This is a genomic window from Paenibacillus sp. H1-7, assembly GCF_022354825.1.
Classification (GTDB): domain Bacteria; phylum Bacillota; class Bacilli; order Paenibacillales; family NBRC-103111; genus Paenibacillus_S.
In genome coordinates, this window is the sequence record NZ_CP031168.1 from 889,571 (window position 1) to 915,466 (window position 25,896).

General features: G+C 52.4%; 24 protein-coding genes and 1 pseudogene. 14 read left to right on the forward strand and 11 right to left on the reverse strand.

All coding sequences use genetic code 11. The features are described from left to right. Positions 1-26: 26 nt before the first annotated feature. Positions 27-1,190: a PstS family phosphate ABC transporter substrate-binding protein gene (locus DVH26_RS04220; RefSeq protein WP_239631435.1), complete on the reverse strand. Its 1,164-nt coding sequence runs from the start codon at positions 1,188-1,190 to the stop codon at positions 27-29. Between the two features lie 211 nt (positions 1,191-1,401). Here DVH26_RS04220 and DVH26_RS04225 point away from each other — a divergent pair, with 211 nt between their 5' ends. Both DVH26_RS04225 and DVH26_RS04230 read left to right on the forward strand, forming a co-directional pair. Next, on the forward strand, positions 1,402-1,896 hold the full coding sequence (locus tag DVH26_RS04225) for an SRPBCC family protein (protein WP_239631437.1): 495 nt from the start codon (positions 1,402-1,404) through the stop codon (positions 1,894-1,896). Between the two features lie 36 nt (positions 1,897-1,932). Continuing rightward, the gene (locus tag DVH26_RS04230) at positions 1,933-2,361 is read left to right on the forward strand and encodes a DoxX family protein (RefSeq protein ID WP_239631440.1); all 429 of its coding nucleotides are present in this window, start codon (positions 1,933-1,935) and stop codon (positions 2,359-2,361) included. A gap of 116 nt (positions 2,362-2,477) precedes the next feature. On the opposite strand, the gene DVH26_RS04235 is transcribed toward DVH26_RS04230, so the two are convergent. Next, on the reverse strand, positions 2,478-3,416 hold the full coding sequence (locus tag DVH26_RS04235; protein WP_239631442.1) for an alpha/beta hydrolase: 939 nt from the start codon (positions 3,414-3,416) through the stop codon (positions 2,478-2,480). Between the two features lie 109 nt (positions 3,417-3,525). Continuing rightward, positions 3,526-3,767 (reverse strand): annotated as a pseudogene (locus DVH26_RS04240) (N-acetyltransferase family protein); the annotation flags it as partial. Between the two features lie 153 nt (positions 3,768-3,920). Between DVH26_RS04240 and DVH26_RS04245 the strand changes: the two are divergent. Both DVH26_RS04245 and DVH26_RS04250 read left to right on the forward strand, forming a co-directional pair. After that, on the forward strand, positions 3,921-4,226 hold the full coding sequence (locus DVH26_RS04245; RefSeq protein ID WP_239631445.1) for a hypothetical protein: 306 nt from the start codon (positions 3,921-3,923) through the stop codon (positions 4,224-4,226). A gap of 175 nt (positions 4,227-4,401) precedes the next feature. After that, positions 4,402-4,728, forward strand: a complete 327-nt coding sequence (locus DVH26_RS04250) for an ArsR/SmtB family transcription factor (RefSeq protein WP_239631448.1) — start codon at positions 4,402-4,404, stop codon at positions 4,726-4,728. Between the two features lie 63 nt (positions 4,729-4,791). Here the strand turns inward: DVH26_RS04250 and DVH26_RS04255 are convergent, their stop codons facing one another. Further along, positions 4,792-5,442, reverse strand: coding sequence for an HAD family hydrolase (locus DVH26_RS04255; protein WP_239631450.1), 651 nt, complete (start codon positions 5,440-5,442; stop codon positions 4,792-4,794). Next, positions 5,439-5,852: a GNAT family N-acetyltransferase gene (locus DVH26_RS04260; RefSeq protein WP_239631452.1), complete on the reverse strand. Its 414-nt coding sequence runs from the start codon at positions 5,850-5,852 to the stop codon at positions 5,439-5,441. Before DVH26_RS04260 ends, DVH26_RS04255 begins: the two co-directional genes overlap by 4 nt. A gap of 189 nt (positions 5,853-6,041) precedes the next feature. On the opposite strand from DVH26_RS04260, the gene DVH26_RS04265 reads away from it, so the two are divergent. After that, positions 6,042-6,725, forward strand: coding sequence for a FadR/GntR family transcriptional regulator (locus DVH26_RS04265; RefSeq protein WP_239631454.1), 684 nt, complete (start codon positions 6,042-6,044; stop codon positions 6,723-6,725). After that, positions 6,722-7,870 (forward strand): galactonate dehydratase, encoded by a 1,149-nt coding sequence (gene dgoD / locus DVH26_RS04270; RefSeq protein WP_239631457.1) that lies wholly within the window; start codon positions 6,722-6,724, stop codon positions 7,868-7,870. Before DVH26_RS04265 ends, dgoD begins: the two co-directional genes overlap by 4 nt. Before the next feature lie 941 nt (positions 7,871-8,811). On the opposite strand, the gene DVH26_RS04275 is transcribed toward dgoD, so the two are convergent. The 4 genes from DVH26_RS04275 to DVH26_RS04290 form a co-directional block, all read right to left on the reverse strand. Beyond that, positions 8,812-9,951, reverse strand: a complete 1,140-nt coding sequence (locus DVH26_RS04275) for a Ger(x)C family spore germination protein (protein WP_239631459.1) — start codon at positions 9,949-9,951, stop codon at positions 8,812-8,814. Further along, positions 9,952-11,481: a spore germination protein gene (locus DVH26_RS04280; RefSeq protein ID WP_239631461.1), complete on the reverse strand. Its 1,530-nt coding sequence runs from the start codon at positions 11,479-11,481 to the stop codon at positions 9,952-9,954. Then, positions 11,478-12,566, reverse strand: coding sequence for a GerAB/ArcD/ProY family transporter (locus DVH26_RS04285; protein ID WP_239631463.1), 1,089 nt, complete (start codon positions 12,564-12,566; stop codon positions 11,478-11,480). The genes DVH26_RS04280 and DVH26_RS04285 overlap by 4 nt, the downstream gene beginning before the upstream one ends. A gap of 126 nt (positions 12,567-12,692) precedes the next feature. Then, positions 12,693-14,039 carry an aminotransferase-like domain-containing protein gene (locus tag DVH26_RS04290; protein ID WP_239631465.1) on the reverse strand — a complete coding sequence of 449 codons (1,347 nt, stop codon included), beginning with the start codon at positions 14,037-14,039 and terminating at the stop codon, positions 12,693-12,695. Positions 14,040-14,175: 136 nt separating this feature from the next. Here DVH26_RS04290 and DVH26_RS04295 point away from each other — a divergent pair, with 136 nt between their 5' ends. From DVH26_RS04295 to DVH26_RS04310, 4 genes are all read left to right on the forward strand, one after another. Further along, complete coding sequence (locus tag DVH26_RS04295; protein WP_239631467.1) at positions 14,176-15,132, forward strand: DMT family transporter; 957 nt, start codon at positions 14,176-14,178, stop codon at positions 15,130-15,132. Between the two features lie 73 nt (positions 15,133-15,205). Then, positions 15,206-16,399 carry an oxalate decarboxylase family bicupin gene (locus DVH26_RS04300; protein WP_239631475.1) on the forward strand — a complete coding sequence of 398 codons (1,194 nt, stop codon included), beginning with the start codon at positions 15,206-15,208 and terminating at the stop codon, positions 16,397-16,399. Between the two features lie 104 nt (positions 16,400-16,503). Then, positions 16,504-17,139, forward strand: a complete 636-nt coding sequence (locus tag DVH26_RS04305; RefSeq protein WP_239631477.1) for a TetR/AcrR family transcriptional regulator — start codon at positions 16,504-16,506, stop codon at positions 17,137-17,139. A gap of 59 nt (positions 17,140-17,198) precedes the next feature. Further along, positions 17,199-17,723 carry a DUF4188 domain-containing protein gene (locus tag DVH26_RS04310; RefSeq protein ID WP_239631479.1) on the forward strand — a complete coding sequence of 175 codons (525 nt, stop codon included), beginning with the start codon at positions 17,199-17,201 and terminating at the stop codon, positions 17,721-17,723. 150 nt (positions 17,724-17,873) lie between these two features. Here DVH26_RS04310 and DVH26_RS04315 read toward each other — a convergent pair whose 3' ends face one another. Beyond that, positions 17,874-18,038 (reverse strand): DUF1328 domain-containing protein, encoded by a 165-nt coding sequence (locus tag DVH26_RS04315; protein ID WP_239631481.1) that lies wholly within the window; start codon positions 18,036-18,038, stop codon positions 17,874-17,876. A 74-nt stretch (positions 18,039-18,112) separates the two neighbouring features. Beyond that, a complete protein-coding gene (locus DVH26_RS04320; protein WP_239631483.1) occupies positions 18,113-18,556 on the reverse strand; it encodes a YflT domain-containing protein in 444 nt (147 codons plus the stop codon). Positions 18,557-18,822: 266 nt separating this feature from the next. Between DVH26_RS04320 and DVH26_RS04325 the strand changes: the two genes are divergently transcribed. The 4 genes from DVH26_RS04325 (at position 18,823) to DVH26_RS04340 (ending at position 25,845) form a co-directional block, all read left to right on the forward strand. Then, positions 18,823-19,968 carry a PP2C family protein-serine/threonine phosphatase gene (locus DVH26_RS04325; RefSeq protein ID WP_239631485.1) on the forward strand — a complete coding sequence of 382 codons (1,146 nt, stop codon included), beginning with the start codon at positions 18,823-18,825 and terminating at the stop codon, positions 19,966-19,968. A 24-nt stretch (positions 19,969-19,992) separates the two neighbouring features. Continuing rightward, positions 19,993-23,682 carry a response regulator gene (locus DVH26_RS04330; RefSeq protein WP_239631487.1) on the forward strand — a complete coding sequence of 1,230 codons (3,690 nt, stop codon included), beginning with the start codon at positions 19,993-19,995 and terminating at the stop codon, positions 23,680-23,682. 144 nt (positions 23,683-23,826) lie between these two features. Continuing rightward, positions 23,827-24,600 carry a CheR family methyltransferase gene (locus DVH26_RS04335; RefSeq protein WP_239635275.1) on the forward strand — a complete coding sequence of 258 codons (774 nt, stop codon included), beginning with the start codon at positions 23,827-23,829 and terminating at the stop codon, positions 24,598-24,600. A gap of 60 nt (positions 24,601-24,660) precedes the next feature. Beyond that, positions 24,661-25,845 (forward strand): ATP-binding protein, encoded by a 1,185-nt coding sequence (locus DVH26_RS04340; RefSeq protein WP_239631489.1) that lies wholly within the window; start codon positions 24,661-24,663, stop codon positions 25,843-25,845. Positions 25,846-25,896 lie beyond the last annotated feature (51 nt).

Genomic DNA, 25,896 nt, shown 5'->3' on the forward strand with positions numbered 1-25,896 from the left:
GTTGAAGGGAGAAGGCTCGCGGGTGGTTACAATGGCGTATAGCCGGTCTTTTCGACAAGCGATTGACCTTGCGGAGATAAAATCCATTGCAGCAGTGGGGCGACATTCGGGTTGCTGCTGCTAGTAGTAATTGCATAAAATTCCGCGGCAAGAGGATAATGTCCGTTTTGAATCGTGCTCCGATTCGGAGCGATCCCGTCAACCTCCAGCAGCCGTATTTCCCCTTGCTGAATCATTTGCGTAGCAAAGAACAGAAAGGAATACCCGATCGCCTGCTCGTAATTTCGGTAAACGGCAGTGTGATCGATAATTTCCCCCATCCCGGCTGCAATATCTTCTTTCGGAGGCGTCATCAGCGGCTTGTCCTCCATCCATCGCTGCAGCATCGATTGGCTGCCGCTATTTTCCGGACGCTGGAACGCACGGATTCGGCCGGGGCTGCCGCCAACCTCGCTCCAGTCCCGAATGTCCCCTGTATAGATGCCCTGCAGCTGGGCTTTGGACAGCCCCTGCACCGTATTGCGGGAATTGACGAAAAAGACGAACGCTTCGCGGCCGATAGGGGTCAGCTTCAGTTCGATGCCTTTGCTTCGCGCCGCTTCCAGCTGCTGCTTGGACGGCGCTGCGGCAAAAATCATATCGGCCTTTCCTTCCAGCAGATTGGAATAAGCGTCGGCCGTGGTGGTGCACATGACTTCGCTGTTCCGGAAATCGTATTCTTTTTCAGGGTATACGGCTCGTGCAAACGCAGCATAAAGGGGATACAGGGCGGTTGCGCCGTCCAGTCTAGGCATGTCGGCTGCTAGCTTTAAGGTCGAGGGCTCATCCAAGGAGACGGCCTTCGTGTTGCTCCCGAAAGGCTGATAGACGCGAAGATCTACGCCTTGCTCGTTCACGGTTGCCAGGCTGTCGCGAGCATGCCGGTTATATTCATATACCGAAACCGCCGATAAACCGGCGATAAGGCAGGTGACGAACAGGAGATTCGTCACTTTGGCTCTTACAAATGCAAACACCCACAGCACAATAAATACCGCCAGCGTACAAGCGGCTGCATCGGCAAACCGCAGGTAAAATCGTTGTCCAACCATCAGCAAAATAATAAAGCGGGCAAACACCCAACCGATAAACAAAAAGAAAAGCAGCAGTAAGCAGATCAACGACTTTTCCAGCACTGACTTCCAGTTCATTCCCTATCCTCCCGAATCAAGCAGGCATTCAGCGGTTAAGCGCCATAACATCAGTGTAATTCAGGATGGATTTTCCATATAGTACTAATTTTTAATAGTACTGCTGGTTACTGAAAATATTTTTACGAAAAAGTTTTAAATATTCCTTTACAGGAATATTCCCTTTGAGGTATATTATAAACATGAAAACGAAAACGGAGGAATGAATGATATGGCAGAGAGCAGCAATGCACTGAATGGCACGGTAGCGTCGGTACAGGATAGGGAGATTATCGTCAAGCGGCAGTTTCGTGCGCCTCGCGAGCTTGTATTTTCCGCTTGGACGGATCCGCAGCAAGTCCCGCATTGGTGGGGGCCGCAAGGGTTCACGATCACGATAAGTCACATGGACGTAAGACCGGGCGGCGTATGGAGCTATGTGATGCATGGTCCGGACGGAGTCGATTACGACAATAAAATCGTCTACATTGAAGTCGTAAGACCCGAACGGTTGGTATACTCCCATGGCGATAATGAAGTAGAAGAACAATTCCGCGTGACGGTAACGTTCGAAGAGATGGGGAGCCAGACCGAGATCACGATGCGATCTCTGTTCAAATCGGCCGAGGAGCTGGAGAAGGTCGTCAGAGAGTATGGAGCGGTAGAGGGAGCGAAGCAAACGATGGAACGCCTTGCAGAACGTGTAGCTGTCATGGTTGGGCAGTAAGAAGACATTTAAACTATAAGGAGCGTGTGATTAATTATGAAAAAAACCGTTGTGTTCTACTATGTTTGTACCGTGTTGCTGTCGCTTGTTATGGGAGTCGGTTCCATTCCTAACATTATGTCCGCACCTGAAGCCGTTGTTTTATTCGAGCATCTTGGCTATCCTGCCTATCTTCTGCCCTTCTTGGGAGTCGCCAAATTGCTGGGTGTCATAGCCATTTGGATCCCAGGCTTTCCGCGGATTAAAGAATGGGCGTATGCCGGCCTGGCCTTTGATATGGCAGGTGCTATGTATTCAATTATCGCTGTAGGAGATCCAGCCAGCGGATATCTGACGTTTATTATCTTCTTCGCTATATTGGCAGGCTCTTACATTTGTCATCACCGGCTGGCTGCATTTAAAAGTCAAGCGAAGAAGCATTCAGAAGGAAACCGGATGAACGCGGAGTCGATTCAATCCGTATAATCGGATTCAGGATGCTATCTGGCATCTGCCGATAAAAAAGCCGCTTACTTCCATTGAGGGAGGTAAGCGGCTTTCTGCTTCGGTTATATAGTCGCCTAGAGTGCGTCTGCGCTTTCCTAGAGCCAAGCATTGGCCAGAGCCACGGCGCCTCTCGCTGCGGCGGTCCCGGCCAGTGCATTCAGCATGACAAAGTCATGGATGATGCCCTGGAACCGGACCGCCGTCACTCTCACGCCGGCTTCGCGAAGCTTGTTGGCGTAAGCCTCCCCCTCATCGCGCAGAACATCGGCTTCCGCCGTAATGATTAGCGCCGGGGGGAGTCCGGCGAGCTGCTCTACGGAAGCGCGGAGAGGGGACGCTGTAATGTGTGACCGCTCCGCCGGATCGGTCGTGTACTGGTCCCAGAACCACTGCATGCCTTCGCGGCTCAGAAAGTATCCTTCTGCGAACTGCTTGTAAGATCCGGTATCGAACGAGGCGTCCGTTACCGGATAAAACAGCAATTGCTTATGGATCGCAGGCCCTCCGCGCTCCTTGGCCATCAGTGTGACGGCGGCGGTCATGTTGCCGCCTACGCTGTCACCGGCGACCGTCAGTCTGGAAGGGTCTGCGCCGATTACCGGGCCGCGCTCGGCCACCCATTGGACGACGGCGTAAATCTCCTCGATAGCCGTCGGATACTTGCTCTCCGGAGATAGGCTGTAATTCGGGAAGACGACGGCGGACTGCGATCCGACGGCCAGCTCGCGGATCAGCCGGTCGTGCGTGTGCGCGTTGCCGAATACCCAGCCTGCCCCATGGATGTAGACGATAACAGGCAGCGGGGCTGAGGCGTTTTTCGGTTTTACCATCGTTACCGGCACCTTCCCGCCAGGGCCTCCGGGTATCGTGAGCTCGGTTATTTCCGCATCCGGCTTCGTAACCGGATCGGATTGCACTTCGTCTACCTTTTTGCGGCCTTTCTCGGGGCCGAGATCATACAGGTACGGGGGATTGGCCGCAGCCTCCACGAAGGCTTGCGCTTCCGGCTCCAGCCGGACTTTTTCATGGGACATCGGTATCACTCCTTTCGGGTTTGGGCTGTACTATGGTTTACCCGAAAGCTGAAGAAATATAACTCTGTTTCATGATTCGCATCTAACAACTGCTTATATCGTTATGCGTTTATCCTTCCACAGGCATAGCAGGACCCTTCAAATCCAATTGATAAAAAGCAAGATCAAGCCATTGATCAAATTTGTATCCTGCTTTTTTATGACTCCGGAATATTCAAAGCCCAATTTTTCATGAAGCTTAATACTTTTCCCATTTGCAGCGTCGATTCCGGCAACTAATGTAGCGTATTCTCTGTCGGTAGCTATATGGATTAGCTCTTTTAGTAGCTTGGTTGCAATACCTTCATTTCTAATGGAGAAAGCTAAACCGAAGAGTCTATAAAACCGGATTCTAAATTTCCGCTTTTGAAATAGTTTCTAGTTGTTAGACAGCATGTCATTTAGTACAAGCACGAGCATTCATTGGTTCATAAGATATCCTATCTTATTTTTAGGAGGAATCTTATGGCGGCCACAGTCAGGCAAGTATTATTTGAAATTGCTAGATTAAATACGAAATTGGCGGATGACGTACAGTTCAGAAAGAAATTTGAAGATATTATTGGCGATACGCAAACAGGCACCAACAAAAGAGTCCTGCAAATGAGAGCTCTGTTAAGATCAGCCGGCTTCAGATCACCGACTCGGGTACGGATATTTAATGATTTGGGAGAGACGCCAAGGGTTATCATTTCTTATGATGCCACCGACGTCCAATTACAAACAGCCGTAACCCTTTCCTTTACGTTTCAATTGAACCCAGGACCATAAGGAAGATAGCGATAACGATGAACAAGGACGCCTAAAGGGTGTCCTTTTTGTTTTGAAAATTTCCATAAGAATCACATCCATCCGTATCCTGTAATGCGTTGACAGGACACTTCTTAGTGTCAATAATATGAGTAGGACGACATGCACTACATTGAGGATGATTGGAGAGGGTGGTATGGAGGACGATCAATCACAAGATATTTACGCCGCCGTCGCAGATCCAACTCGGCGTAAGCTGCTGCGTTTGCTGGCAGATGCGGGAGAGCTGCCTCTCAATGCATTAACGGTACATTTTCAGATGGGTCGTACTGCAGTTTCTAAGCATTTGACTATTCTTAAGGATGCCGGTCTCGTAACCAGCCAAAAGGTGGGAAGGGAAACGAGATATCGGCTGAATGCCGCTCCATTGAGAGAAATTGAGGATTGGTTATCGTTTTACAGGAAGTTTTGGATGGAAAGAATGCAACTTTTAAACCAGCTGTTACTGGAGGAGCAAGAATGAATCCGACCGTTCGGCATAACGCGGCTGCTGATTTGCCGGCAGCCGCTTCCTTATGATTTGCCGCTATCGAAGAATAGAGCCCAGCTGCTCCACCTCATGAACGATAAAAGTCGGATTCGCCTTATGCAGCTCGTCGAAGCTCCCATATCCGTAAGCGACTCCTATGGAGTCGATCCCCATATTTTTCGCCCCGATGATGTCATGCTTTCTATCGCCTATCATAATAAAATCCTGCTTCTTATAGGAGCTCAGCTCATCCAGAATGTATTGAATGATTTCGGTCTTGGAGATTCTCGTACCATCGAGATGGCTGCCGACAACAAAATCAAAATAAGAATTGATACGGAAATATTGCAAAATACGCTCAGCAAACACGGTAGGCTTCGAGGTGGCGACCGCGAGCCGCTTGCCCTCTGCCTTCAGCTGTGCCAACAGGGGTTCGATACCGGGGTACAGCTCGTTCTCAAACATGCCGGTTTCTTTGAATCGCTCTCTGTAATAATCAATGGCGAGCTTTGTCTTCTCATCATCAAATGCATAGACGGCCGAGAATGATTCCTGCAGCGGCGGGCCGATAAAGGGCTCAAGCCGATCCAGATCGGGCTCGACAACCCCTAGCTTTTCGAGGGCGTATTGAACGCTCCGGGTAATTCCTTCTTTGGGATCGGATAAGGTTCCGTCCAAGTCAAAGAGAATGATTTTGTACTTGTTCATTCGGCTTCCTCCACATTTCCTTGCTCCTTCATGCCGACAGCAAAGGTCTCAAAGCCTAAATGTCGGTAATAATCGGCTTTATCCTCCGTGCAAAACAGCTGAATATGAAGACGCGATTCCCGGCACTTGCTCACCAGTCCGCGAACGATGTCCGAGCCGATGCCCTGCCTCCGGTAATCGGGATGCACGGCGATCCCGCATAGTACGGCATTGATGACTCCATCTGAAATGACGCGCCCTGTCCCAATCAGCTTTTCATCGTCGTAAACATGGATCGCATACCAGCTTTGTTCTATGGCTTGGAACAGACGCTCTTTGGACAGCTGTAAAAATTCGTTCCACTGTACGGAATCATACAAATCGAACAAGGCTTGCGGCTCCGGGGCTAGCTCACTGAAGCGGTAATTCAAACGCGTCGCCTCCTGTTGGATTTTTCTTACAAGCATAGCAGTCCAAGGATTCTTGTACAACCGAAAATTATAATGAATTGTTCAAATGGGTATTGAATCATCATATGTTTTGTACTATATTGAAAATAGATATGATGAATTTATTATTTATGCATCGAAAATTGATTTGTGAAGAAGAGTTTGCAGGTGATGAAGCTGAGTAAAAAACTGACTTATGAAACCGTTTACGACCAAATCAAGCAAAACATCAAAGAAGGCGTTTGGAAGCAGGGAGAGCAGCTTCCGCCGTTGGAGCAGCTCTCCGCCGAGCTCGGTGTCGGCATTTCGTCCGTTCGCGAAGCGGTGCGAATTCTCGGCAAGCAAAAAATATTGCGCATCGAGCAGGGCAGAGGAACGTATGTGGACAACGAATTGTCCGATGCGCCGGCCAACCGGCTCGATTTCCTGGAGCGGGCAACGATGCTGCAGCTCACGGAAGCCCGGCTGATCGTCGAGCCGGAGCTAGCTGCGCTTGCCGCGGAGAAGGCTTCGGCCGAGGAGGCGCAAGCGATTCTGGAGGCGGCCGAGGCGATGAAGCGGAAAATCGAGAAGAAGCGCGATTTTCTGAAGGAAGATATGCTGTTTCACGAGCTTATCGCCAAAGCTTCTCACAACGAGATCATGTATCACATGCTTGACCGGATTGGCGATCTGCTGATAGACAGCAGACGGCAATCGATGAAGTGGGAGGGGATGGACGAGAAAGCGTCGTCCTACCATTTCCTGATCGCTAAGGCCATCATCGAGCGAAATCCGACGCAAGCGCGGACGCTGATGAAGTGTCATCTCGAAGATATGCTCACTGAATTCCGCAAAGGAGAGGATCATTCATGAAGATCAGATCAATGGAGTTGTTCAAGGTACCGCCGCGATGGCTGTTTCTGAAGGTGACGACGGACGACGGCATCGTCGGCTGGGGGGAGCCGATCGTCGAAGGGAAAGCCGATACGGTGCGTGCCGCCGTGGAGGAGATGAGCGAGTTTCTGATCGGCAGGGATCCGGGCCACATCGAAGACTTGTGGCAGGTGCTGTATCGCGGCGGCTTTTACCGCGGCGGGCCGATTTTGACCAGCGCCATATCGGGAATCGAGCAGGCGCTGTGGGACATCAAGGGCAAGAGCCTCGGCGTGCCTGTGTACGATTTGTTAGGCGGACCGGTGCGCGACAAGATGCGCGTCTACGCCTGGATCGGCGGAGACAAGCCATCTGATGTGGCTGAGTCCGCCAAGGAGAAGATCGCGCAGGGCTATACTGCGATCAAGATGAACGGCACCGCCGAGATGGAGTGGATCGACTCTTTCCAGAAGGTGGAGGAAGCGGTCGAGCGTTTGGCGGCGGTGCGCGAGGCGATCGGCAGCGGGCACGGCATCGGCGTCGATCTGCACGGCCGCGTCCATAAGACGATGGCCAAGGTGCTGATCAAGGAGATGGAGCCGTTCAAGCCGATGTTCATCGAAGAGCCGGTGCTCTCCGAGAACAATGAAGCGCTGCTCGAAATCACCAAGGGTTCGAGCGTACCTATAGCCACCGGCGAGCGGATGTATACGCGGTGGGACTTCAAGCGCCTCCTTACGCAGGGCGGCGTCGATATTATCCAGCCGGACTTAAGCCACGCCGGCGGCATCTGGGAAGTGCGCAAAATCGCCGCAATGGCTGAGGCGTTCGACGTAGCTGTAGCCCCGCATTGCCCGCTCGGCCCGATCGCACTCGCCTCGTCGCTGCAGCTCGATTTCTGCACGCCGAACGCGTTTATCCAGGAGCAGAGCCTCGGCATCCATTATAATCAAGGCTCCGACCTGCTCGATTATTTGGCCGATCCTTCCGTGTTCGAATACGAGGCAGGCTTCGTTAAACGGCTGACCAAGCCTGGGCTGGGCATTGAGATCAATGAAGAGAAAGTGCGCGAGATGGCCGCTATAGGCCACCAATGGCGCAATCCGGTATGGCGTACGGTGGACGGCACCGTAACCGAATGGTAATAGGAAGCTCAATGGTAGTAGAGCAGCACGGTGGTAGAAACAGTGTTTAGTGGAGATAGAACAATAGTTGGTTATGCGGTCAGGATGTAGATGGTGTTGAGTGACATTAGGGCTTGGAGCGATACGTTGAGGTAGTGGAGTAGTAAGATAACAGAGTAACAGGGCATGAGGCAATAGTATGGTAATGAGTAGCACATTCGTGTGGAGAATCAGGTATATGTAATAGTATCCGGTAGGTTAAGACGCTTTACGTTAAGTTAATAGAGTAACATTAGGGAATTTAGAGTAACACATAGTAGGATGCAGCACGTAATGAGTTAGCAGATTGGTAAGGAGATACATGAAAAATTAATAGAGTAACAGGATGTACGGAGAGATACGTCTGGTAGAAGAGTAACGTAAGGCTATGAAGTAATTCGTAATGATAGTGGAGTAACATAAGGACATAGATGCAATACGTATATGGTTACGGAGTAGCACAAGGTATGGAGCAAATAATGATAGTAGATTAACATCAGGAGTTGTTGGGTAACACAGAGTATGAGGCAGCATGTAGGTATGGAGAGACCCACTTCTAACGCGCACTGGATTCCAGTGCGCGGTTTTAGGTTGGTGATCATGACACATCGGACATGGGTTCCGCTATTTTGCCAAAATCACCACATTTGCCTACACGATCGGACAGGAAATCCGCTATTTTGCAAAATCTCCTCTGAATTTGCCCATTTTAGGGGCAAATAACGGATCCTGAGTCCGATCCCCCATGCTTTTGGGGCTCAAAACGCTAAATAACGGATCTACGGTCCGCAAAGTTTCCCGTGAGGAAATCTACCCGCGAAGCAGCATGCTCGGAGCTATGCGCAAAGGCGGATCTCCTCTCGTGCCCGCCATCCCGCATTTCCGCCCACGCCCGCACCCGCACCCGCACCCCCGCACCCGCGCTACCGCAGCATCCCCGAATGGATGAGATCGATATTCACATCGATCTCTGCCAACGAATCCTTTTCCAGCGTGAGCTGCTTTGCTCCGGTAAGCCTTTTCCAATCCTTGTAATGATCCAGGTACAGGGCATATTCCAATTGGAGCACGTCGGCGCCCAAAGCAAGGCTTTTTTCGAAGGTGGTGCGGACTTCCTTCTTGACCGTCTCCTCGGCGAGCCGCTTTAGCATGGCTTCGTCGTTGAAGTTACCGACCATTTCGACGATGTTGCCTTTCATCGAAATCTGGAGCGTATACCGCGGATGGCTGGAAGGATCGCTTACTCTGACCTGAACTGACGGGTTCTCCAGCGAAACGACGCCCAGCTTCTTATTCCGGTCTGTTACGAGCAGCGGAGAGCGGTTGGTTTGTCTTGTAACCCAACGCAGACCGTCGAGCTCGCCCATACTTAAATGACCCTTGTATTTCTGCTCGCTCAGAAGGAGAGCTCCGTCGATCTCCATTTTGCCATGAGGTGACTTCAACTTGTACCACTGGTCCGGATTGATGGTTAACATCGGAAGGATCGCGGTCTTGGCAGGCTCCTTCAGGTCGGCCAGAAACGTCATATACTTAATCGGCGTAATAAACGATTTTTGCTTATAGCTGGCTTCGGGGGAATGAGATATGGTCTCGAGCGGCGACAGGTTGAAAAAAGCCTCCGATGTCAAAATATCCGGTATCGGCATCCGTGTTCCAAAAACCCACGGCGTTAAGCGGACTTCCCGGAAGCGGACAATGGCATCAACAAACGTGGAAAAGCCGTGCCGGATGGCCTCCTCACTAGTCAGGATCGTCGTGACATGACTCCAGATGATTTTTCGCTGAGCCGTGCTGTACAGCTCGTTCATGGCGATATTGAGCGTATCGCCTTCGCCCTTGCCGACCCAGACGGTCGCCGGAGTACGGGCTTGGGTTCCTTCTTGTTTTGCAATGGAGCCGAAGCTCATCATTTGCCCGTAGACGATAAATTTCGATTTTTGGTAATCGATACCGAGGGCGGTAATATAGTTGATTTTCTCCACACTGGTGGAATCCCAGCATCCGGTTGTAATCGTGATGATGCCAAGGAGGGCGATGCCCAGCTTGCATGCTGCTTTCATCTACGAATCTTTTCCTTCCCGCGTAGTATCTGTCGTATCGAGGATGGAGGGACGGCGTGTATCTTCCGACCGTGGTCTCGATGCAACGGCTGCGACGATTTCTTTGAGCGAACCGGGGGGCGATAACGGAGCCAGATACGGAACCCCGAACGATCGCAAGCCGGATAGGTAAACGACCGTAAAGAACATAGATAAGAAGTACCCGTACAAGCCAAGGACGGAGGAACACAGCAGAATGATCAGTCTCAAAATACTGACCGTTCCGCTGAGCGATTGGTTCACAAGCGTAAAGGTAGCTACGGCCGTCACGGATGACATAATGAGCATGGTAGGGGAAGCAAGTCCCGCACGGATGGCCGCATCGCCGATAATGAGTCCACCCACTACGGCTATCGTTTGTCCTACGGCTTTGGGAAGGCGGACGCCCGCTTCCCGGAATATTTCAAACAAGAACAGCATCAGCACGGCTTCCAACGGAGCGGAAGTAGGAAGACCGATGCGGGAGGTCGCGACGGTAGCGAGCAAAGGAAACGGTAGCTGCTCCATATTGTAGGTGCTGAGAGCGACCCAGAAGCCGGGTGTGAAGATGGCCACAAACAATCCGACCAGCCTTATCATTCTCTCAAAGCCAACGAAATAAAAGGTAAAGTGCAGGTCTTCCGGTGATTTGATTTGTTCCGTTAGATTGGATGGAGCAATGAGCGCCATCGGAGAACCGTCCACCAGGATGGCGAACCGGCCCCGAATCAAGCTTTCCGCTACAAAATCCGGCCGGCCGATATAGTCGATGAGCGGGAACATGCTGAACGAGGAGTCGGATATGCCTTCCTCCAGCTCGGCACTGCTTAGCAGCGCGTCGATATGTATGCCGTTAAGCCGTTTCCTTGCTTCCTGAATCGTATCCGGATTCGCGATATCGTTGATATACAGCAGGGAAACCCGCGTCCGGCTTCTCTTGCCGATCTCGAACATTTCATTGCACAGGGAAGGGGTGCGCAGCCGTTTGCGGATTAGCGCGATATTCGTCGACAGCTCTTCGGTAAAGGCGTCGCGCGGACCCTTCACCGAAATTTCCGTTGTCGATTCTTCAGGTGTCCGCTGCGGAATTTGCGGGATGTTAACCGAGTACATCAAGGAAAGCGACTCGAAGAACACAATAAGCTGACCGCTGAATAAACAGCTGTACAGACACGTATCAGTTCGGACGGACTGCATCTGAAGCGTAGCGGTTAATTCCGCGATATTTTCCTGCCAATCGTCCGACCGGTTCATATGATGGTCCAGAATCGGCAAAGCCCACTCCATAAATTGTCTCGAGTCGATCATGCCGGTGCAGTAAATCAGCACAAGCTTCGGACACGATTCGTTCGCATACCGGTGCTCCACAATTTGAACGTCTCCGGATTTATCGAAAAAAGAACGCAGCATCTCCTCGTTCCAGTCGGACATGACCTGAGAAGGCTGCTTATCGTCAAAAGGCGTTCTGGTTTGCTGGTTTAGCCGATTGCGCATCCAACGGATAAGATTCATAGATTGTTCCCTTTCGATTTGCTTTTTATGGATACTACGGCAAACAAGAGCAGCGAGCCGAGCAGCACGGCAATGAAAGTGGCGGCGTAATAGTGAGGAACGACGGTAAGATACTCCATGTCGTTAAAAGGCAGCATCCCGGCAATAAACAGGGCGGCACAAAGCAGATTGATGGTCAGAAAGCGTCTTTGCTTCGCCTCTATTTTCAGTACGTCCACAATTAAAAAAATCGACAAAGACACGCGCAGAAAGCTTCCGGACAACCACTGATAGATCGAAAAGAAATCGACATGCGCCACATAATCGCCGATTTGCACCAATCTCCACTGCTCATAAGCCGGATAGCGCAGCATGGCTGCTTGTTCCGGACCGAAGGAAGCGATAGACCCGATCAACGGGCCCATAGTCAGGCCGACCATTATCGCGAGCAGAATGAAATAGTGGATCCAGCGGACGCGCTGCTTCAGATGATGCTGCATAAACAAAATCATGATCAGCTCAATTAACCCTCCGCCCACATACAGCGCGCTTCTAACAATGGCGGACGGATCGTTCGTAAACAGCGGAAACAGCAGCACATACCGCTTATATTGAAAGTTGGCACCCATAACGAAGTAACCGAGCGCTATAACGAACGGCAGCAGCAGGCCAGCGGTAATGGCGATCGATTGGATGCCCTTGCGGGCTGTATAGCTGCATAGCAGCAGAAACCCTGCCACAATGACCAGCAGGGGGGTGTGAGGCAGATAGGTGACCTTGGTCCAGACGGTCGTTTCCTTCAAGGCGACGATAGCGATGGAAAATAAATATAGCGATACGCCGCATTGCATAACAAGGGAAAACCACCGGCCGACATGGACCGTCAGCCAGTCGGCAAGATGCATTTGATTGGTCCTTTTGCCAATGGCGTACGGAATCCAGATCCAGGCGGTGAAGATGAGGAAGGCGGCGGCGACGCCAAGCCATGAGTCTCTTTTTGCCGTTTGCAGCAGCAAGGGAATCATGGTGACATGATTGGCCAGTCCGACCGTCATCATAAGGATGCAGGACATCTGAAGCACGGATATTTTATTGGAAAAGTTCATAATGGCAGGTCATCCCCCCGAATCCGACCTTATCAGTCATGTCCAAAAGGGGATGGTTTTAGACGGAGTATCTGCGTAAAGCGCGAAAGCGAAAGTGTACGGGAGTACAGCCTTCTGAGGGGAGTATCAACGGTTCATTAAGCGCCGGATTTCGTTCAGAATCGTGCGGACCCCTTGCTCGATATCCTCTTTATTGACATTGCTAATATTCAGCCGGATTAAGCTTTCTGCAGGAACGCCGTCTAAGTAATAACCGTCAATCGATTCGATCCGAATACGCTGCTTCCTTAAGCGCTCCTTCAATGTGCTCATGGCAATAGGCGACTTCAGGACGATATGTGTATGCGCGCCTGTCGTAACCGGGGCGAACTCCATCGTGTCTGCGGACGCATGCTGGTGCAGCGCTTCGTTAAGCGTCAAGACCCGCTCTTTGTAAGTCGATTTGATCCTTTCCTTATGACGGTCGAACATCCCGCTCTTCAAATAAATTTCCAGCGCTGCCTGCGACAGCATGGAGCTGTCGATGTCGAGCAGCTTTTTGTGCTTGTTGAACGTCTCTTCCAGAATAGCAGGGATGACGGCAACGCCGACGCGCAGTCCGGGAAATAAAATTTTGGAGTAGCTCTTGAGATAGATGACGTGAGCCGAACGGTCATACGCGTAGATCGGGTCCGCTTTGGAATCATCCTCCAGATCGGCCAAATAATCATCCTCGACGATGAACACATCGTAGGCTTCCGCCAAGGCGGCGATCGTTTTTTTCTCATCGGCGGAATACGACGTTCCGAGCGGGTTATGAAATCGCGGAACCGTATAGAAAAGCTTGATGGTGCCGGATTGGAACAGCCGCTCCAGCTCCGCCAAATCGATGCCTCGGGACGTTCTGCGGATGCCCACGGCAGGGATTCCGTAGGTCGTAAGAAGCTGGTTGAGCAAATGATATCCGGGCTGCTCGACGAGAACGGCGCTGCGTCCGTTAGGGAACGGCATGGACGCCAAAATCGCCAGCGCCTGCTGCACGCCGGATGTAATGCAAATGCGGTTCGTGCCGGGAAATACTTGATAATCGGCCAAATACTTCGGCAGCATGCGAATGAGGGAGGGAAGGCCTCTCGGAGTTCCGTACTGGAATAGATCGTCTTTGTACATGTCGATGGCTTTATTGATGCAATGCTGAAAATCGATATAAGGAAACACGTTCGGATCGGGGGCGACCGATGCGAAATCAAGCATTGCTTCCGTCCCTTTGTCGTCCGCATGGCGGTCCTGCTTGACGACATAATAGCCGCTCTTAGGAATCGCGTAGATGATATGCTTGCGCTCCAGCTCGGCGTAGGCGCTAATGACGGTGCTTTTGCTGCAGCCGTACTGCTCCGCCAGTTCACGAATGGCCGGCAGCTTTTGGCCGTCTTTGAGCTCCCCGCGCCAGATACGCAATTCGATATCATGGATAAGCTGCGAATATTTATGCATACATGGCCTCCAGTCGCCTCTGTACCGGTACAGATCGCTTTAATTCCGATTGTTCGTAAGCCGCTCCTGACCTATAGTTAAGCTACCGGCCGGTAAATCTTAGCAGCTATCCGAATAGCGTTCAGGAGTGATTCGAATGAATAGTGAATCCAAAGGAAAAGCGTATGCAGCCGCTGTGCTGTACGCCCTCATTATAAGTTTCTCTTTTCTGTTTGTAAAACTGGCTTTGACCGTTTCCGAGCCTATGGATGCCATAGCGCACCGCTTTACCGTATCGTTCGTTGCCATTGGTATTCCTGTGCTGCTGGGATGGATCAAACTAAACATCGGTTGGAAGGACATCCTGCGCATTTTGCCGCTTTCTCTGCTCTATCCGGCGATGTTCTTCAGCCTTCAGGTGTTTGGGCTTCGCTACAGCTCCTCGTCAGAGGGCGGGATCATTCAAGCTACGGTGCCGATTTTCACCATGGTGCTGGCTTCTCTCTTCTTGAAGGAACGGTCCAATGGCTGGCAAAAGCTGTCCGTCGTCCTGTCCGTAGGAGGCGTGATGTACATCTTCCTGATGCAGGGAGCGTCGTTAGAGGGAAGCCACGTACAGGGCATCTCCCTGCTGCTGCTGTCGTGCGTGTCCTTTGCGGGCTATAGTGTGCTGGCCCGGCCTTTGAGCCGGCAATACAAGCCGATGGATTTGTCCTTTATTATGCTGACCATAGGTTTTCTGTTCTTCAACGGGGTTTCGCTCGTCAAGCACGGTCTGGAAGGCAGTATGGACAAATTCGTGGAGCCGCTCTCGAGCCCGCTGTTTATCGTTTCGGTGTTGTACCTGGGCATCTTCGCGGCACTGTTTACGACTTTGCTGCTGTCCTACGCGGTATCCAAGCTGGAGGCTTCCAAATTGAGCGTGTTCGGCAATCTGTCGACGCTGATCTCGATGGCAGCGGGAGTGGTCTTTTTGGATGAAACGCTGCACTATTATCATTGGATCGGTGCGGTAATGATCGTGGCAGGCGTACTGGGGGTCAACTTCCTGGATAATGCCGGTCAGAGAACGGAAATGAGCGTAAAGACCCGTAACAAGCCGCTGTCTTCGTAAATCATTCAATCATACGCCTTTTGCGGCTCACATATATTTATCTCATCTGAATTTACGTGGTGAGGTGAAAAGTATGGAAAAACCGCCCCGTGGTCCGCTTCCCTCCAGCTCGATACCGCAGCCTATTCGCAGCGACGGAGCAGGCTGGGTGGATAAAGGCCCGAGAGATATCATGAGGGATATGGAGAATCCCGACATGCTCGTCCCCCCGGCGACCGATGCGGGACTCATTCCGAACTTGCGATTCTCTTTTTCCGATACTCATATGACGCTGAATCAAGGCGGCTGGTCTCGAGAGGTTACCATCCGTGAAATGCCGATTGCAACTACGATGGCTGGCGTCAACATGGCCCTGACTCCCGGGGGAGTCCGCGAGCTGCATTGGCATCAGCAAGCGGAGTGGTCGTACATGCTCCTCGGTCATGCGAGAATAACCGCGGTCGATCAAAACGGGAAAAACTTCATTGCCGATGTCGGACCCGGCGATTTATGGTATTTCCCTCCCGGGATTCCCCATTCTATACAGGGGCTGGAGGATGGCTGTGAATTTTTGCTCGTGTTTGACGACGGACATTTCTCGGATTTGAATACGTTGTCGATATCGGATTGGTTTGCCCATACCCCCAAAGAAGTGTTGTCGGCGAATTTCGGCGTTCCTATTGACGCGTTTGCCGGGATTCCGTCACAACAGGTTTATATTTATCAAGATAAAGTACCGGGTCCCATTGACACGCAAAAGGTGCAATCCCCCTACGGACCCATCCCGCTGAGCTTCAAACATCAATTGCTTGCCCAAACCCCTATCAAAACGCCTGGCGGCAGTGTACGGATTGTCGACTCCGCCAATTTCCCGATTTCCAAGACCATAGCCGCCGCACTCGTTGAGATTGAACCCGGGGCCATGCGGGAGCTGCATTGGCATCCCAACAATGACGAATGGCAGTATTACCTTAGCGGGCAAGGCCGAATGACGGTCTTCTCGGGTAACGGCGCGGCAAGAACCTTCGATTACCGGGCGGGAGACGTGGGCTATGTCCCGTTTGCGTTCGGTCATTACATTCAGAATACCGGAACGGAGACGCTGTGGTTTCTCGAAATGTTCAAGAGCGACAGGTTCCAGGATGTATCGCTGAATCAATGGATGGCGCTCACTCCAACCGAGCTGGTACAGAGCAATTTGAATGTCGGGCCGGAGCTGCTTCATGCGTTGAGGAAGGAAAAATGGCCGGTCGTCAAATATCCCGGGTTCTCTTATTATCCCAAGTAACGGACTCCATGCTGGTAAAAATACCCTTGACATAAAAGTTAACTTCAGTTAATTTATTAATTGAAGTTAACTTTTTATTTTTCCACGAAAGGGTTTTGTCCGAATTGGAAGAACAACCGATTGCTTTGCGGGAGCTGAAGAAAGCCCGCGCCAAGCTTGCCCTCTATGAAGCCAGCCTTGAATTGATCGGGGAGAAGTCGTTTCGCGACGTGTACCTGGATGATATATGCCGGAAGGCGGAAGTGTCCAAGGTGACGTTTTTCAAGTTTTTCCGGCAGAAGGAGGATGTGCTCGTCTATTACATGAGAGTATGGCTTACGCTCCGGATCATCGAGCTGTCCGAGGAGCCGAAGCGGGGAATCGCGGCCGTAAGGCACTTGCTGCTTGCCGTAGCGGCAGAGGCGAAGAGGCGGCCCGGCTTGATGCTCAGCCTGATCAGCTTTTTGTCGGAAATGAGAATGCATCCGTGCATGCCGGAATTGAGCGAGGCGGAGATTTCTCTGCTGTTTCCCGAGCACAGACGGATCGGCCGTGAAGAGCCGAATTTGTTTCTGCTGTTTCAGCAGCTGGCGGAAGAAGCGGAAGCGGACGGGGAGCTGAGGGAAGGGATTACCTCCGAGACCGGAGCACAGCTGCTGCTCACGATTTTTTACGGCGGCTTTCTCACGGCTCATCTATACCAGTCGCAGGATGTGATGGAAGTGTACGAAGCCCACTTGCGTTTGTTGAGGCGGGACTAAGGCGGAGCTGCAGAGGAGTTTGTAGACAAGCATTAGACGATAAAGGAGCGGGAAGACGTATGCCCGAGGTGATTCCTGGACGTTACATGGCCCAAAAGGATGGTTCGTTCGTCGTATTTATGATCGGGATGCGCATCAATAAGCTGTGGGCGGTTCACAAATGGCTGCCGGTCATGCAGGCGATGCCCAAGATGCTGAAGGAGCTGTACCAAAATCCCGATCTCGGTTTTTTATCGGCAAGCTATTTTATTTCATGGCGCGGTATTACAATCGTGCAGTACTGGAACTCCTTCGAGCAATTGGAGCATTACGCAAGAAAGGGTGCCATCCATATGAAGGCATGGCGGGAGTTTAACCAGAAGGTCGGCACGAGCGGCACGGTCGGCATTTACCACGAAACGTATATGATCGACGAAGGCAAGTACGAGTGCTTCTATAATAACATGCCCGTATTCGGACTGGCTCAGGCGGGCCGGCACGTTCCGGTAACCAAGAGGGCGGAGAGCGCGCGCGAGCGGCTTACCCATTCCCGGTCCGGATCCGGAACTGAATCCGGAGCCGAAGCGGAGATGACATCAAAATAAAACACGCTCGAATAAAACCATTGACAACAAGATTCCGGCGTCCAGCTCCGTATCCATCAAGAAAGAGCCGCTTCTTCAGGGAACATCCCTTAAGGAGCGGCTCTTTGTCCTGTCCGGACACTGATGCGAAAAGCTATGCCGGATAGGATATCAAGCTGACGGCCTGCGGCCTAACAGCAGGGTCACGACAAACAAGATCAGGAACAGCACGAACAGCACTTTGGCAATGCCCGCGGCTGCGGACGCGATTCCCAGGAATCCGAAGACCCCGGCGATGATCGCGATGACCAGAAACAACAGTGCCCAGCTTAACATACGCCTCACCTCCCGGATTGGACCAATCGGTTTCACGTAAATTTAGCGATACGGTTTCAAGCTCCAGCGTCAGCTTACCAAATGCCTCCGGCAGGTCCGGAACGGTCGGACATGTACATCGGCGGCACGACGGTTTCATCGTTTCTTCGGAGATTTCTGCGGTAAGCTTCCTCGCGATCGTAGCGATCCGTGTCGTCATACCACGCCATCACGAGAATTTTACCCATGTCGAGCTCTTTCTCGAAATGATTGGACTCCGCTTCACTTAACCCAAGCGACTGCATTTTGGACCTTAGCTGGTCGCCCTTGGAACGGAACAAATTGGCAAAAGAGTTGGCGATACCTTCCTCATACAAGCCGACTTTGTTCGTGTTCATCAGGTCGGCGAGACCTTCTGTCGTCTTGTCGTCATGGGCAAGCACGTAAATTTCCTCCAGCGCGTACCCTTCCCTTCGAAAGGCTCTGATTTCCTCAATCGCCTGCTCCTCTGTCATTACCAGTTTTACTTTGTTATCCATGGTAATCCCTCCTCAGAGTTATCGCGAGACGGCTTATCTCAATCGGTAAGCCCCCCGCTGATTTTGCGATGTTCCGCAAGCCGGATCGCCCCGGTGCTTGCTTAGAGTTCATCCAGTTGCTGGGACTGGCATGCTTCTTTTTAACCGTAACGGCGGGAGTTGAAACAAATCGCGGCTGTTTCAAACGGCCGGCCCAAGGTTACATAATTAAAGAATTACATTTATAATAGAGGATGGACACGCTTAAACATTAAGGGGATAAAGCCATGAACATTGTGATTGTGGACGACAATCCCGTCAATTTGATGGTGATTGAAAAAATATTGAAAAGCGTCGGCTATACGCATTTTATTAAGCTTCCCTCCGGACTGGAGCTGCTCGAGCTGCTGCATGCAGGAAGCGATGCGGTGCCTGAGGCGCCGATCGATCTCATTTTGCTCGATATGATGATGCCGGAGATGGACGGGCTGGAAACGTGCCGCCGCATTCAGGAGCACGAAAACTTAAGAGACATCCCGATTATCGTCGTTACGGCGATGGGCGATTCGAATTTGCTGGCGGAAGTGCTGGAAGCCGGAGCGAGCGACTACGTGATGAAGCCGGTCAATAAGGTCGAGCTGGTTGCGCGGATCCGCGTCGCCCTGCGCCTGAAATACGAAAAGGACTGGCACAAGGAGAACGAAGCCCGCATCAAGAGCGAGCTGGAGCTGGCCAAACAGGTGCAGAGCAGTGTACTGAGCCAGCCTATTGCCATGGATCGGCTGGATATTTGCGCTTCCTATCACCCTTCGTTCGAGCTTGCAGGCGATTTGTACTCATGGTACCGGATCGACGATCACCGTTACGGAATTATTTTGCTCGATATGATGGGACACGGTATTTCCTCCTCGCTTGTATGTATGTTCATCTCCTCGGTCATGCAGGACACCATCACCCGCTTCGTGTCGCCCGAGCTTGTCATTGCTGAGCTGAACCGCTATATGAATCAGCTGAACAACCGCAAGGACAACCCGATCAATTATTATTTCACGGCGATTTACCTGCTCATGGATACGTCGAACAGCACTATCGAGTATGTCAATGCCGGGCACCCTCCCGGATTGCTGTTTGAAGAAGGGAAGCCTGTCAAGCTGCTGGAAACCGGGAGCTGTGCCGTAGGCTTTTTCGAGCAGATGCATATTGAAAAAGAGCTGATCCAATATGAGCGCCCGCTCCGGCTGTTTATGTTCACCGACGGTCTTCTGGAAGCGTTGGAGGAAGAGGGGCGCTGCGAGATGGACAAGCTGACGGGCTTTCTCAGAGCATCCCGTTCGGAGGAAAAGCTGGAAGCAATCGTAGAGCGGATCGTCCCGCCGGAGGTTTGGGACATGCAGGAAGACGATATTTGCATGGTCAGAGTGCAAGCAAGATAGAAGCAGGCGGGAGGAGACAAGAAGATGAAGATCAGAACCAAGCTGTTTCTTGGCTTCGGGACGCTGATGCTGTTAATGTTTATGCTGGCCGGCATCGGCATCAACCGGCTGGCGACGATAGATAAGAGCATGAAGGAAATATTCGACAACCGCTACATGAAAGTACAGCTCGCTTCGGAGCTGCGCAACAACATGACGGATTTGGCCAAGGTGATGGCCAATTTGCTGCTGAACGACAATCCTTCGGAAGTCGCCAAGCGAATGGAAGCGGTAAGGGCGACAAGCAGCAAGGTTACCAAGTCTTTGGAACAGATCCAAACCGAATTTAAAGGGATCAACGAGCAGCCGATCGTTGCGGATATAACCAATAAGGGCAGGAAATTTCTGGAGTACAAGGACGAAGTGACGAAGCTGTACGGAGCCGCCAAGCAAAATGATGCGTCGGAGCTTCGAAGCTCCGTAGGCGTGGCTGCGCAGGACGATTTCATGAATAGTATTAACGCCATGACCGACTATCAGGACAAGGCCATGAAGGAGGCGCTGCAGCAAGCTGAGGAAGAAAACTCGCGAACTTATGCGTATACAGCGGCATTGACGATCATAAGCCTCCTCCTAGGCATCGCGATTATGTTCTGGATTGTGCTGGGAGTGACCCGCGGGCTCGGGATGCTGTCGGGGATCATTGCGAATTTTGGGGCCGAGAAGGAGAATGGGAGCTGGCACGGCTCCTACCGGATCGATATTAAGACAACGGACGAGTTTGCCGACATCGCCCATATTTTCAACGAAATCGCGGAGGATCTGGAGGAATCGACGGCGAACGAGCGATCGTTAAGCAAGATGAATGCAGATCAGGCATGGATCGAGTCGAACATTTCGCACATTTCTACCGTCATGCAAGGGGCTCAACGGTACGACGAAATGGCGCAGGCCTTTATCGGGGAATTGTGCCGGATCGTCGGGGCCCAGAACGGAGCGGTATACGTTGCCGAATCGGATATGGAAGGCAAAACCGCAGTCAAGCAGCAGTACAAACTTAAAGGCGCCTATGCCCATGCCGGAATGGCGGAATCGGCTCCGGCCGTTACGTTGGGTGAAGGGCTGATCGGCCAGTGCGCATTGGACGGCCAGCCTATCGACGTCAGGCAGGTGCCGGCTGATTATATCAAAATCAGCTCGGCTTTCGGCGAAATCGCTCCGCTGACATTAGCCATTCGCCCGGCGATTTCTTACGAAGAGGTGGTGGCGGTATTCGAAGTGGCTTCGCTCAAGCCATTCTCCGAATTAGAGCTGCAGCTGCTTGACCGCTTGAGCGATATCCTGGCGGTGACGATCCACCGCATCCGTGCCATGCTGCGGGTAGAGGAGCTGCTGCGCATTTCGCAGATGCTGACCGACGAGCTGCAAAGCCAGTCCGAGGAGCTGCTGACGCAGCAGGACGAGCTGAGAGCTTCCAACGAGAAGCTCGAGGAGCAGACCAAAGCGCTGCAGGTATCCGAAGAACTGCTGCAGCGCCAGCAGGAGGATTTGGAGCAGACCAACGAAGAGCTGCTGCGCAAAACGAGCCTGCTCGAGGAGCAGATCAAGGAGACCGAGGAGGTCAACCGGCAAATCGAGCAGGCTAAGGAAGCCCTTGAGAAGCAGGCGCTGGAGCTTGCTTTCGCTTCCAAATACAAGTCGGAGTTTTTGGCTAATATGTCGCATGAGCTGCGTACGCCTCTTAACAGCCTGCTCATATTGTCGCAGCTGCTGAAGGAGAACCGGGAAGGGAACTTGACCGCCAAGCAGGTGGAATATGCCGAGACGATATTTACTTCCGGTACCGATTTGCTGAAGCTGATCGACGATGTCCTCGATCTGGCCAAGGTCGAATCGGGGCGGATGGAGCTCCATACCGAGCATGTGCTGGTCCGAGACATTATCGATTCGCTGCAAAAGTCGTTCATGCCGCTGGCGCGCAAGAAGCGGCTTGGTTTCGACATTCATATGGATGAAGCTGCGCCTTCGGAGCTGGTTACCGATAGCTTGCGGCTGCAGCAAATATTGAAAAACCTGCTCTCGAATGCGTTCAAATTTACCGCCCGAGGCAAGGTGGCGATACACGTCCGCCCTATGGCGGAAGACCCGTCGATGCTAAGCATTGCCATCGAGGATACGGGCATCGGCATTCCACAGGACAAGCAGGCGATGATATTCGAGGCGTTCCAGCAAGCGGATGGTACGACAAGCCGCAATTATGGCGGAACCGGACTGGGGCTGTCGATCAGCCGACAGCTGGCCGGACTGCTTGGCGGCTGCATCGAGCTGGAGAGCGCGGAAGGAGAGGGCAGCCGTTTTACGCTGTATTTGCCGATGACGCCGGACGCCTCATTGTATGGGGCGGCAAGACGGGAAGCGGCTCCGACAGTGGAAGCAATGGCGGAGACCATGATCCGTCAGCTGCAGCCGGAGAAGCCTGTGCCGGTCGAGTCACCGCAAACGCCATCGTGGACGGAGGAATCGCCGCAGCTGGCGGATGACCGCGATTCCATAGCCGAGAGCGATCGGGTGCTGCTGATCATTGAGGATGATGTCCATTTTGCGCAAATATTGATCGATACCGCGCGGGAACGGGGCTTTAAGACGATTGCCGCGCTTCAGGGCGATACGGGACTGCAGCTTGCGAAGGAATATAAGCCGGACGCCATCCTGCTCGATATTCAGCTGCCCGTTATCGATGGCTGGTCGATTCTTGTTCACTTGAAAAACGACTCTAGCACGCGGCATATTCCAATCCACATCGTGTCGGTCGTCGATGAAATTCAGCAAGGCTTGTCGCTCGGGGCGATGGCGTATTTGCAGAAGCCTTCGAGCAAGGAAAGCCTCGAGCAGGCTTTTGTCCAGATCGAAGCGTTCCTGGATAAAGACTTCCGTAGGCTGCTGCTGGTCGGCAAGGACGAGCTGCAGCGCAACCGTCTGATAGAGCTGATAGGGCACGACGATGTCCTGATCGTAAGCGCGGCGGACGGTCAGCAGGCTTGGAAGGAGCTGCAGGAGCAGCCTTTTGACTGTATGGTTATCGATATGGGGCCGACGGATTTGGCCGAATTCGAGCTGCTCGACCGGATTAAATCGGAGGAACGTCTGCGCCGGCTGCCGATCGTCATCTATACTGAGCACAAGTGGGAGCACAAAGAGAAGCTGCGGCTGAAGAAGTACGCGGAATCTATCATTATAAAAGATGTGAAATCGAAGGAGCGTCTGCTGGACGAGACGGCCATGTTCCTGCACAGAGTCGAAGAACATTTGCCGGAGGAAAAGCGCCGCATCCTTCAGAAGCTGCACAGCAAGGAAGAGGTGTTCGCCGGGAAACAGGTGCTCGTCGTCGACGATGACATCCGCAACGTCTTCGCCCTGTCGAATTTGCTGGAAAGCTACGACATGAAGGTTACGTTCGCGGAGACCGGCAAGCAGGCTATGGAACGCTTGGAGGGGAATCCGGACTTTGACCTTGTCCTTATGGATATTATGATGCCGGAAATGGACGGCTATGAAGCGATGCGCGCCATCCGCGGCAAGCCGGAGTTCGACCGGCTGCCGATCATCGCGTTGACGGCCAAAGCGATGAAGGACGACCGGGACAAATGCGTGCAGGCGGGGGCGTCCGATTATATAACGAAGCCGATCCATACGGAGCAGCTGTTATCGCTAATCCGCGTGTGGCTGTGTAAATAGCAGGTCAAGACGGTGTTGCAGGCAGAGAGGGGAATACATGTGGATTTTGACTTAGGAGTACCTGACATCAGAAGGCTTGGAGTCGGGTATTCCGATGATGAAACCGAGCGGGAACAAATCGAAATCGAGCTGCTGCTGGAGGGAATGTATCGTCTATACGGCTACGATTTCCGCCATTACGCTTATCCGACGCTCCGCCGGCGCATATGGCACCGTATTTACGGGGAGCGGCTTGAGACCGTGTCCGAGCTCCAATCAAGAGTGCTTCATGACCGCAGCTGCATGGAGCGTCTCGTGTCCGACCTGGTCATCCATGTGACCGAAATGTTTCGCGATCCGGGGCTGTTCGCCTCATTCCGTAAGCACGTGGTGCCGGTGCTGCGGAATCTGCCTGCGATTCGCATATGGCATGCGGGGTGCTCGACGGGGGAGGAAGTGTACTCCATGGCGATCCTGCTGCATGAGGAGGGCTTGTACGAGCGGACAACCTTGTACGCTACCGATATGAACGAAGATGTGCTGGCCCGCGCGGAGCAGGGAATCTATCCGCTCACAAAAATGCGCGACTATACGAAGAACTATATACAAGCCGGCGGAACCGACGCCTTTTCCCGCTATTATACGACCAGCGAGGATGCGGCGGCGCTTCACCCGTTTTTACGCAAGAATATCGTATTTGCTCAGCACAATTTGGTAACGGATCGCTCGTTTAACCAGTTTCATATTATTTTGTGCCGCAACGTTCTGATTTACTTTAATTCCGAGCTGCAAAGCCGGGTGCACGATCTGATGTACGAGAGCTTGTACAAATCCGGGATTCTTGTGCTGGGCGACAAAGAGACGATTACTTTTACCAAGCATGCGCCGGAGTATGAAGCCGTGATCCCGCATGAGAAAATGTACCGAAAGATCAAATAGCAAGGATTCCATTCTGAACCAAAGGAGCACCGATAACAAGATGAAATGGAGAAACGTGTTATGAACGAAGCTGAAGCGATTCATATCATGCTTGTGGACGATCAGCCGGAAAATTTGTTGGCGCTCGAAGCGATGCTGGGCGATGAGCCTTACCGACTGGTCAAGGCGAATTCGGGGGAGGAAGCGCTGCGGTGCCTGTTGACGCATGACTTCGCCGTTATCGTTATGGACGTGCAAATGCCAGGCATGGACGGGTTCGAAACCGCGCGTTGGATCAAGTCGCGAGAGAAGTCCAAGGCGGTCCCCATCATCTTTGTTACAGCGGCTTATCATGAGCAGGATCAATCGTTCACCGCCTACGAGGTCGGGGCTATCGATTATATGGTCAAGCCGGTGGTTCCGCATGTGTTCAAATCGAAGATCGCAGGGTTCGTCCATATTTATTTGACGCAGCAAAAGCTTCAGCAAAAATCGGCGCTGCTACAGGAGCGGACCCGCGAGCTGCAGCTTGCCAAGGAGGAGGCGGAGCAGGCGGCTAGAGCCAAATCGGAATTTTTGGCCGTCATGAGCCACGAAATACGGACTCCGCTCAACGGCGTGCTGGCAATGGCCGATTTGCTTCTCGATACGGAGCTGGGAGCCGAGCAGCGAGAGTTTGCGGAGACGATCCGCAAGAGCGGGGCGTCCTTGATGATGGTTTTGAACGCGGTGCTCGATTTGTCCAAGATCGAATCGGGCAAAATGGCCATAGCCAAGGAGCTGTTCCATCTTCGCTCCTGTCTTGAGGAGTCCATTCACCTGTTCCAGCTGGAGAGCAGAAGCAAGTCTCTGGGTATCACCTGCGAGATTGATCCCGCGTTGCCCGAGCTGCTTATAGGGGATGAAGGGCGATTGCGGCAAATTATTAATAATTTGCTGAACAACGCGCTGAAGTTCACCGAGCAGGGAGGCATCCATGTAGCGGCCCGCAAGCTGGCGCAGCTGGAGGACCATGAGCTGATGATCGAGTTCGCCGTGCAGGATACCGGCATCGGCATTCCGTCAGCGAAGCGCGACGTTCTGTTCAAGCCGTTCTCGCAGCTGGATTCTTCGACGACGCGCAAATACGGCGGGACCGGGCTCGGCCTGGCCATTTGCAAGAACATGACCGAGCTGCTCGGCGGCTCCATACGCTTGGACGAGGAATACACCGGCGGCGCCCGTTTCGTGTTCACGATCAAGAGTAGGGCCGGGGCGTTGGAGTAGTGACGGGGAGAGGATGAGTGGAATGTTTGAAATTGAGGTGGGGATAGCTCG

What these genes read in the sequence shown, in the direction of transcription:
- DVH26_RS04310 (WP_239631479.1), top strand. Translation starts at nt 17,199, where the DNA reads ATGCCCGAGGTGATTCCTGGACGTTACATGGCCCAAAAGGATGGTTCG.
- DVH26_RS04295 (WP_239631467.1), top strand. Translation starts at nt 14,176, where the DNA reads ATGAATAGTGAATCCAAAGGAAAAGCGTATGCAGCCGCTGTGCTGTAC.
- DVH26_RS04315 (WP_239631481.1), bottom strand. Translation starts at nt 18,038, where the DNA reads ATGTTAAGCTGGGCACTGTTGTTTCTGGTCATCGCGATCATCGCCGGG.
- DVH26_RS04330 (WP_239631487.1), top strand. Translation starts at nt 19,993, where the DNA reads ATGAAGATCAGAACCAAGCTGTTTCTTGGCTTCGGGACGCTGATGCTG.
- DVH26_RS04255 (WP_239631450.1), bottom strand. Translation starts at nt 5,442, where the DNA reads ATGAACAAGTACAAAATCATTCTCTTTGACTTGGACGGAACCTTATCC.
- DVH26_RS04290 (WP_239631465.1), bottom strand. Translation starts at nt 14,039, where the DNA reads ATGCATAAATATTCGCAGCTTATCCATGATATCGAATTGCGTATCTGG.
- DVH26_RS04235 (WP_239631442.1), bottom strand. Translation starts at nt 3,416, where the DNA reads ATGTCCCATGAAAAAGTCCGGCTGGAGCCGGAAGCGCAAGCCTTCGTG.
- dgoD (WP_239631457.1), top strand. Translation starts at nt 6,722, where the DNA reads ATGAAGATCAGATCAATGGAGTTGTTCAAGGTACCGCCGCGATGGCTG.
- DVH26_RS04265 (WP_239631454.1), top strand. Translation starts at nt 6,042, where the DNA reads ATGAAGCTGAGTAAAAAACTGACTTATGAAACCGTTTACGACCAAATC.
- DVH26_RS04230 (WP_239631440.1), top strand. Translation starts at nt 1,933, where the DNA reads ATGAAAAAAACCGTTGTGTTCTACTATGTTTGTACCGTGTTGCTGTCG.
- DVH26_RS04300 (WP_239631475.1), top strand. Translation starts at nt 15,206, where the DNA reads ATGGAAAAACCGCCCCGTGGTCCGCTTCCCTCCAGCTCGATACCGCAG.
- DVH26_RS04340 (WP_239631489.1), top strand. Translation starts at nt 24,661, where the DNA reads ATGAACGAAGCTGAAGCGATTCATATCATGCTTGTGGACGATCAGCCG.
- DVH26_RS04225 (WP_239631437.1), top strand. Translation starts at nt 1,402, where the DNA reads ATGGCAGAGAGCAGCAATGCACTGAATGGCACGGTAGCGTCGGTACAG.
- DVH26_RS04275 (WP_239631459.1), bottom strand. Translation starts at nt 9,951, where the DNA reads ATGAAAGCAGCATGCAAGCTGGGCATCGCCCTCCTTGGCATCATCACG.
- DVH26_RS04285 (WP_239631463.1), bottom strand. Translation starts at nt 12,566, where the DNA reads ATGAACTTTTCCAATAAAATATCCGTGCTTCAGATGTCCTGCATCCTT.
- DVH26_RS04245 (WP_239631445.1), top strand. Translation starts at nt 3,921, where the DNA reads ATGGCGGCCACAGTCAGGCAAGTATTATTTGAAATTGCTAGATTAAAT.
- DVH26_RS04280 (WP_239631461.1), bottom strand. Translation starts at nt 11,481, where the DNA reads ATGAATCTTATCCGTTGGATGCGCAATCGGCTAAACCAGCAAACCAGA.
- DVH26_RS04250 (WP_239631448.1), top strand. Translation starts at nt 4,402, where the DNA reads ATGGAGGACGATCAATCACAAGATATTTACGCCGCCGTCGCAGATCCA.
- DVH26_RS04325 (WP_239631485.1), top strand. Translation starts at nt 18,823, where the DNA reads ATGAACATTGTGATTGTGGACGACAATCCCGTCAATTTGATGGTGATT.
- DVH26_RS04320 (WP_239631483.1), bottom strand. Translation starts at nt 18,556, where the DNA reads ATGGATAACAAAGTAAAACTGGTAATGACAGAGGAGCAGGCGATTGAG.
- DVH26_RS04220 (WP_239631435.1), bottom strand. Translation starts at nt 1,190, where the DNA reads ATGAACTGGAAGTCAGTGCTGGAAAAGTCGTTGATCTGCTTACTGCTG.
- DVH26_RS04335 (WP_239635275.1), top strand. Translation starts at nt 23,827, where the DNA reads ATGTATCGTCTATACGGCTACGATTTCCGCCATTACGCTTATCCGACG.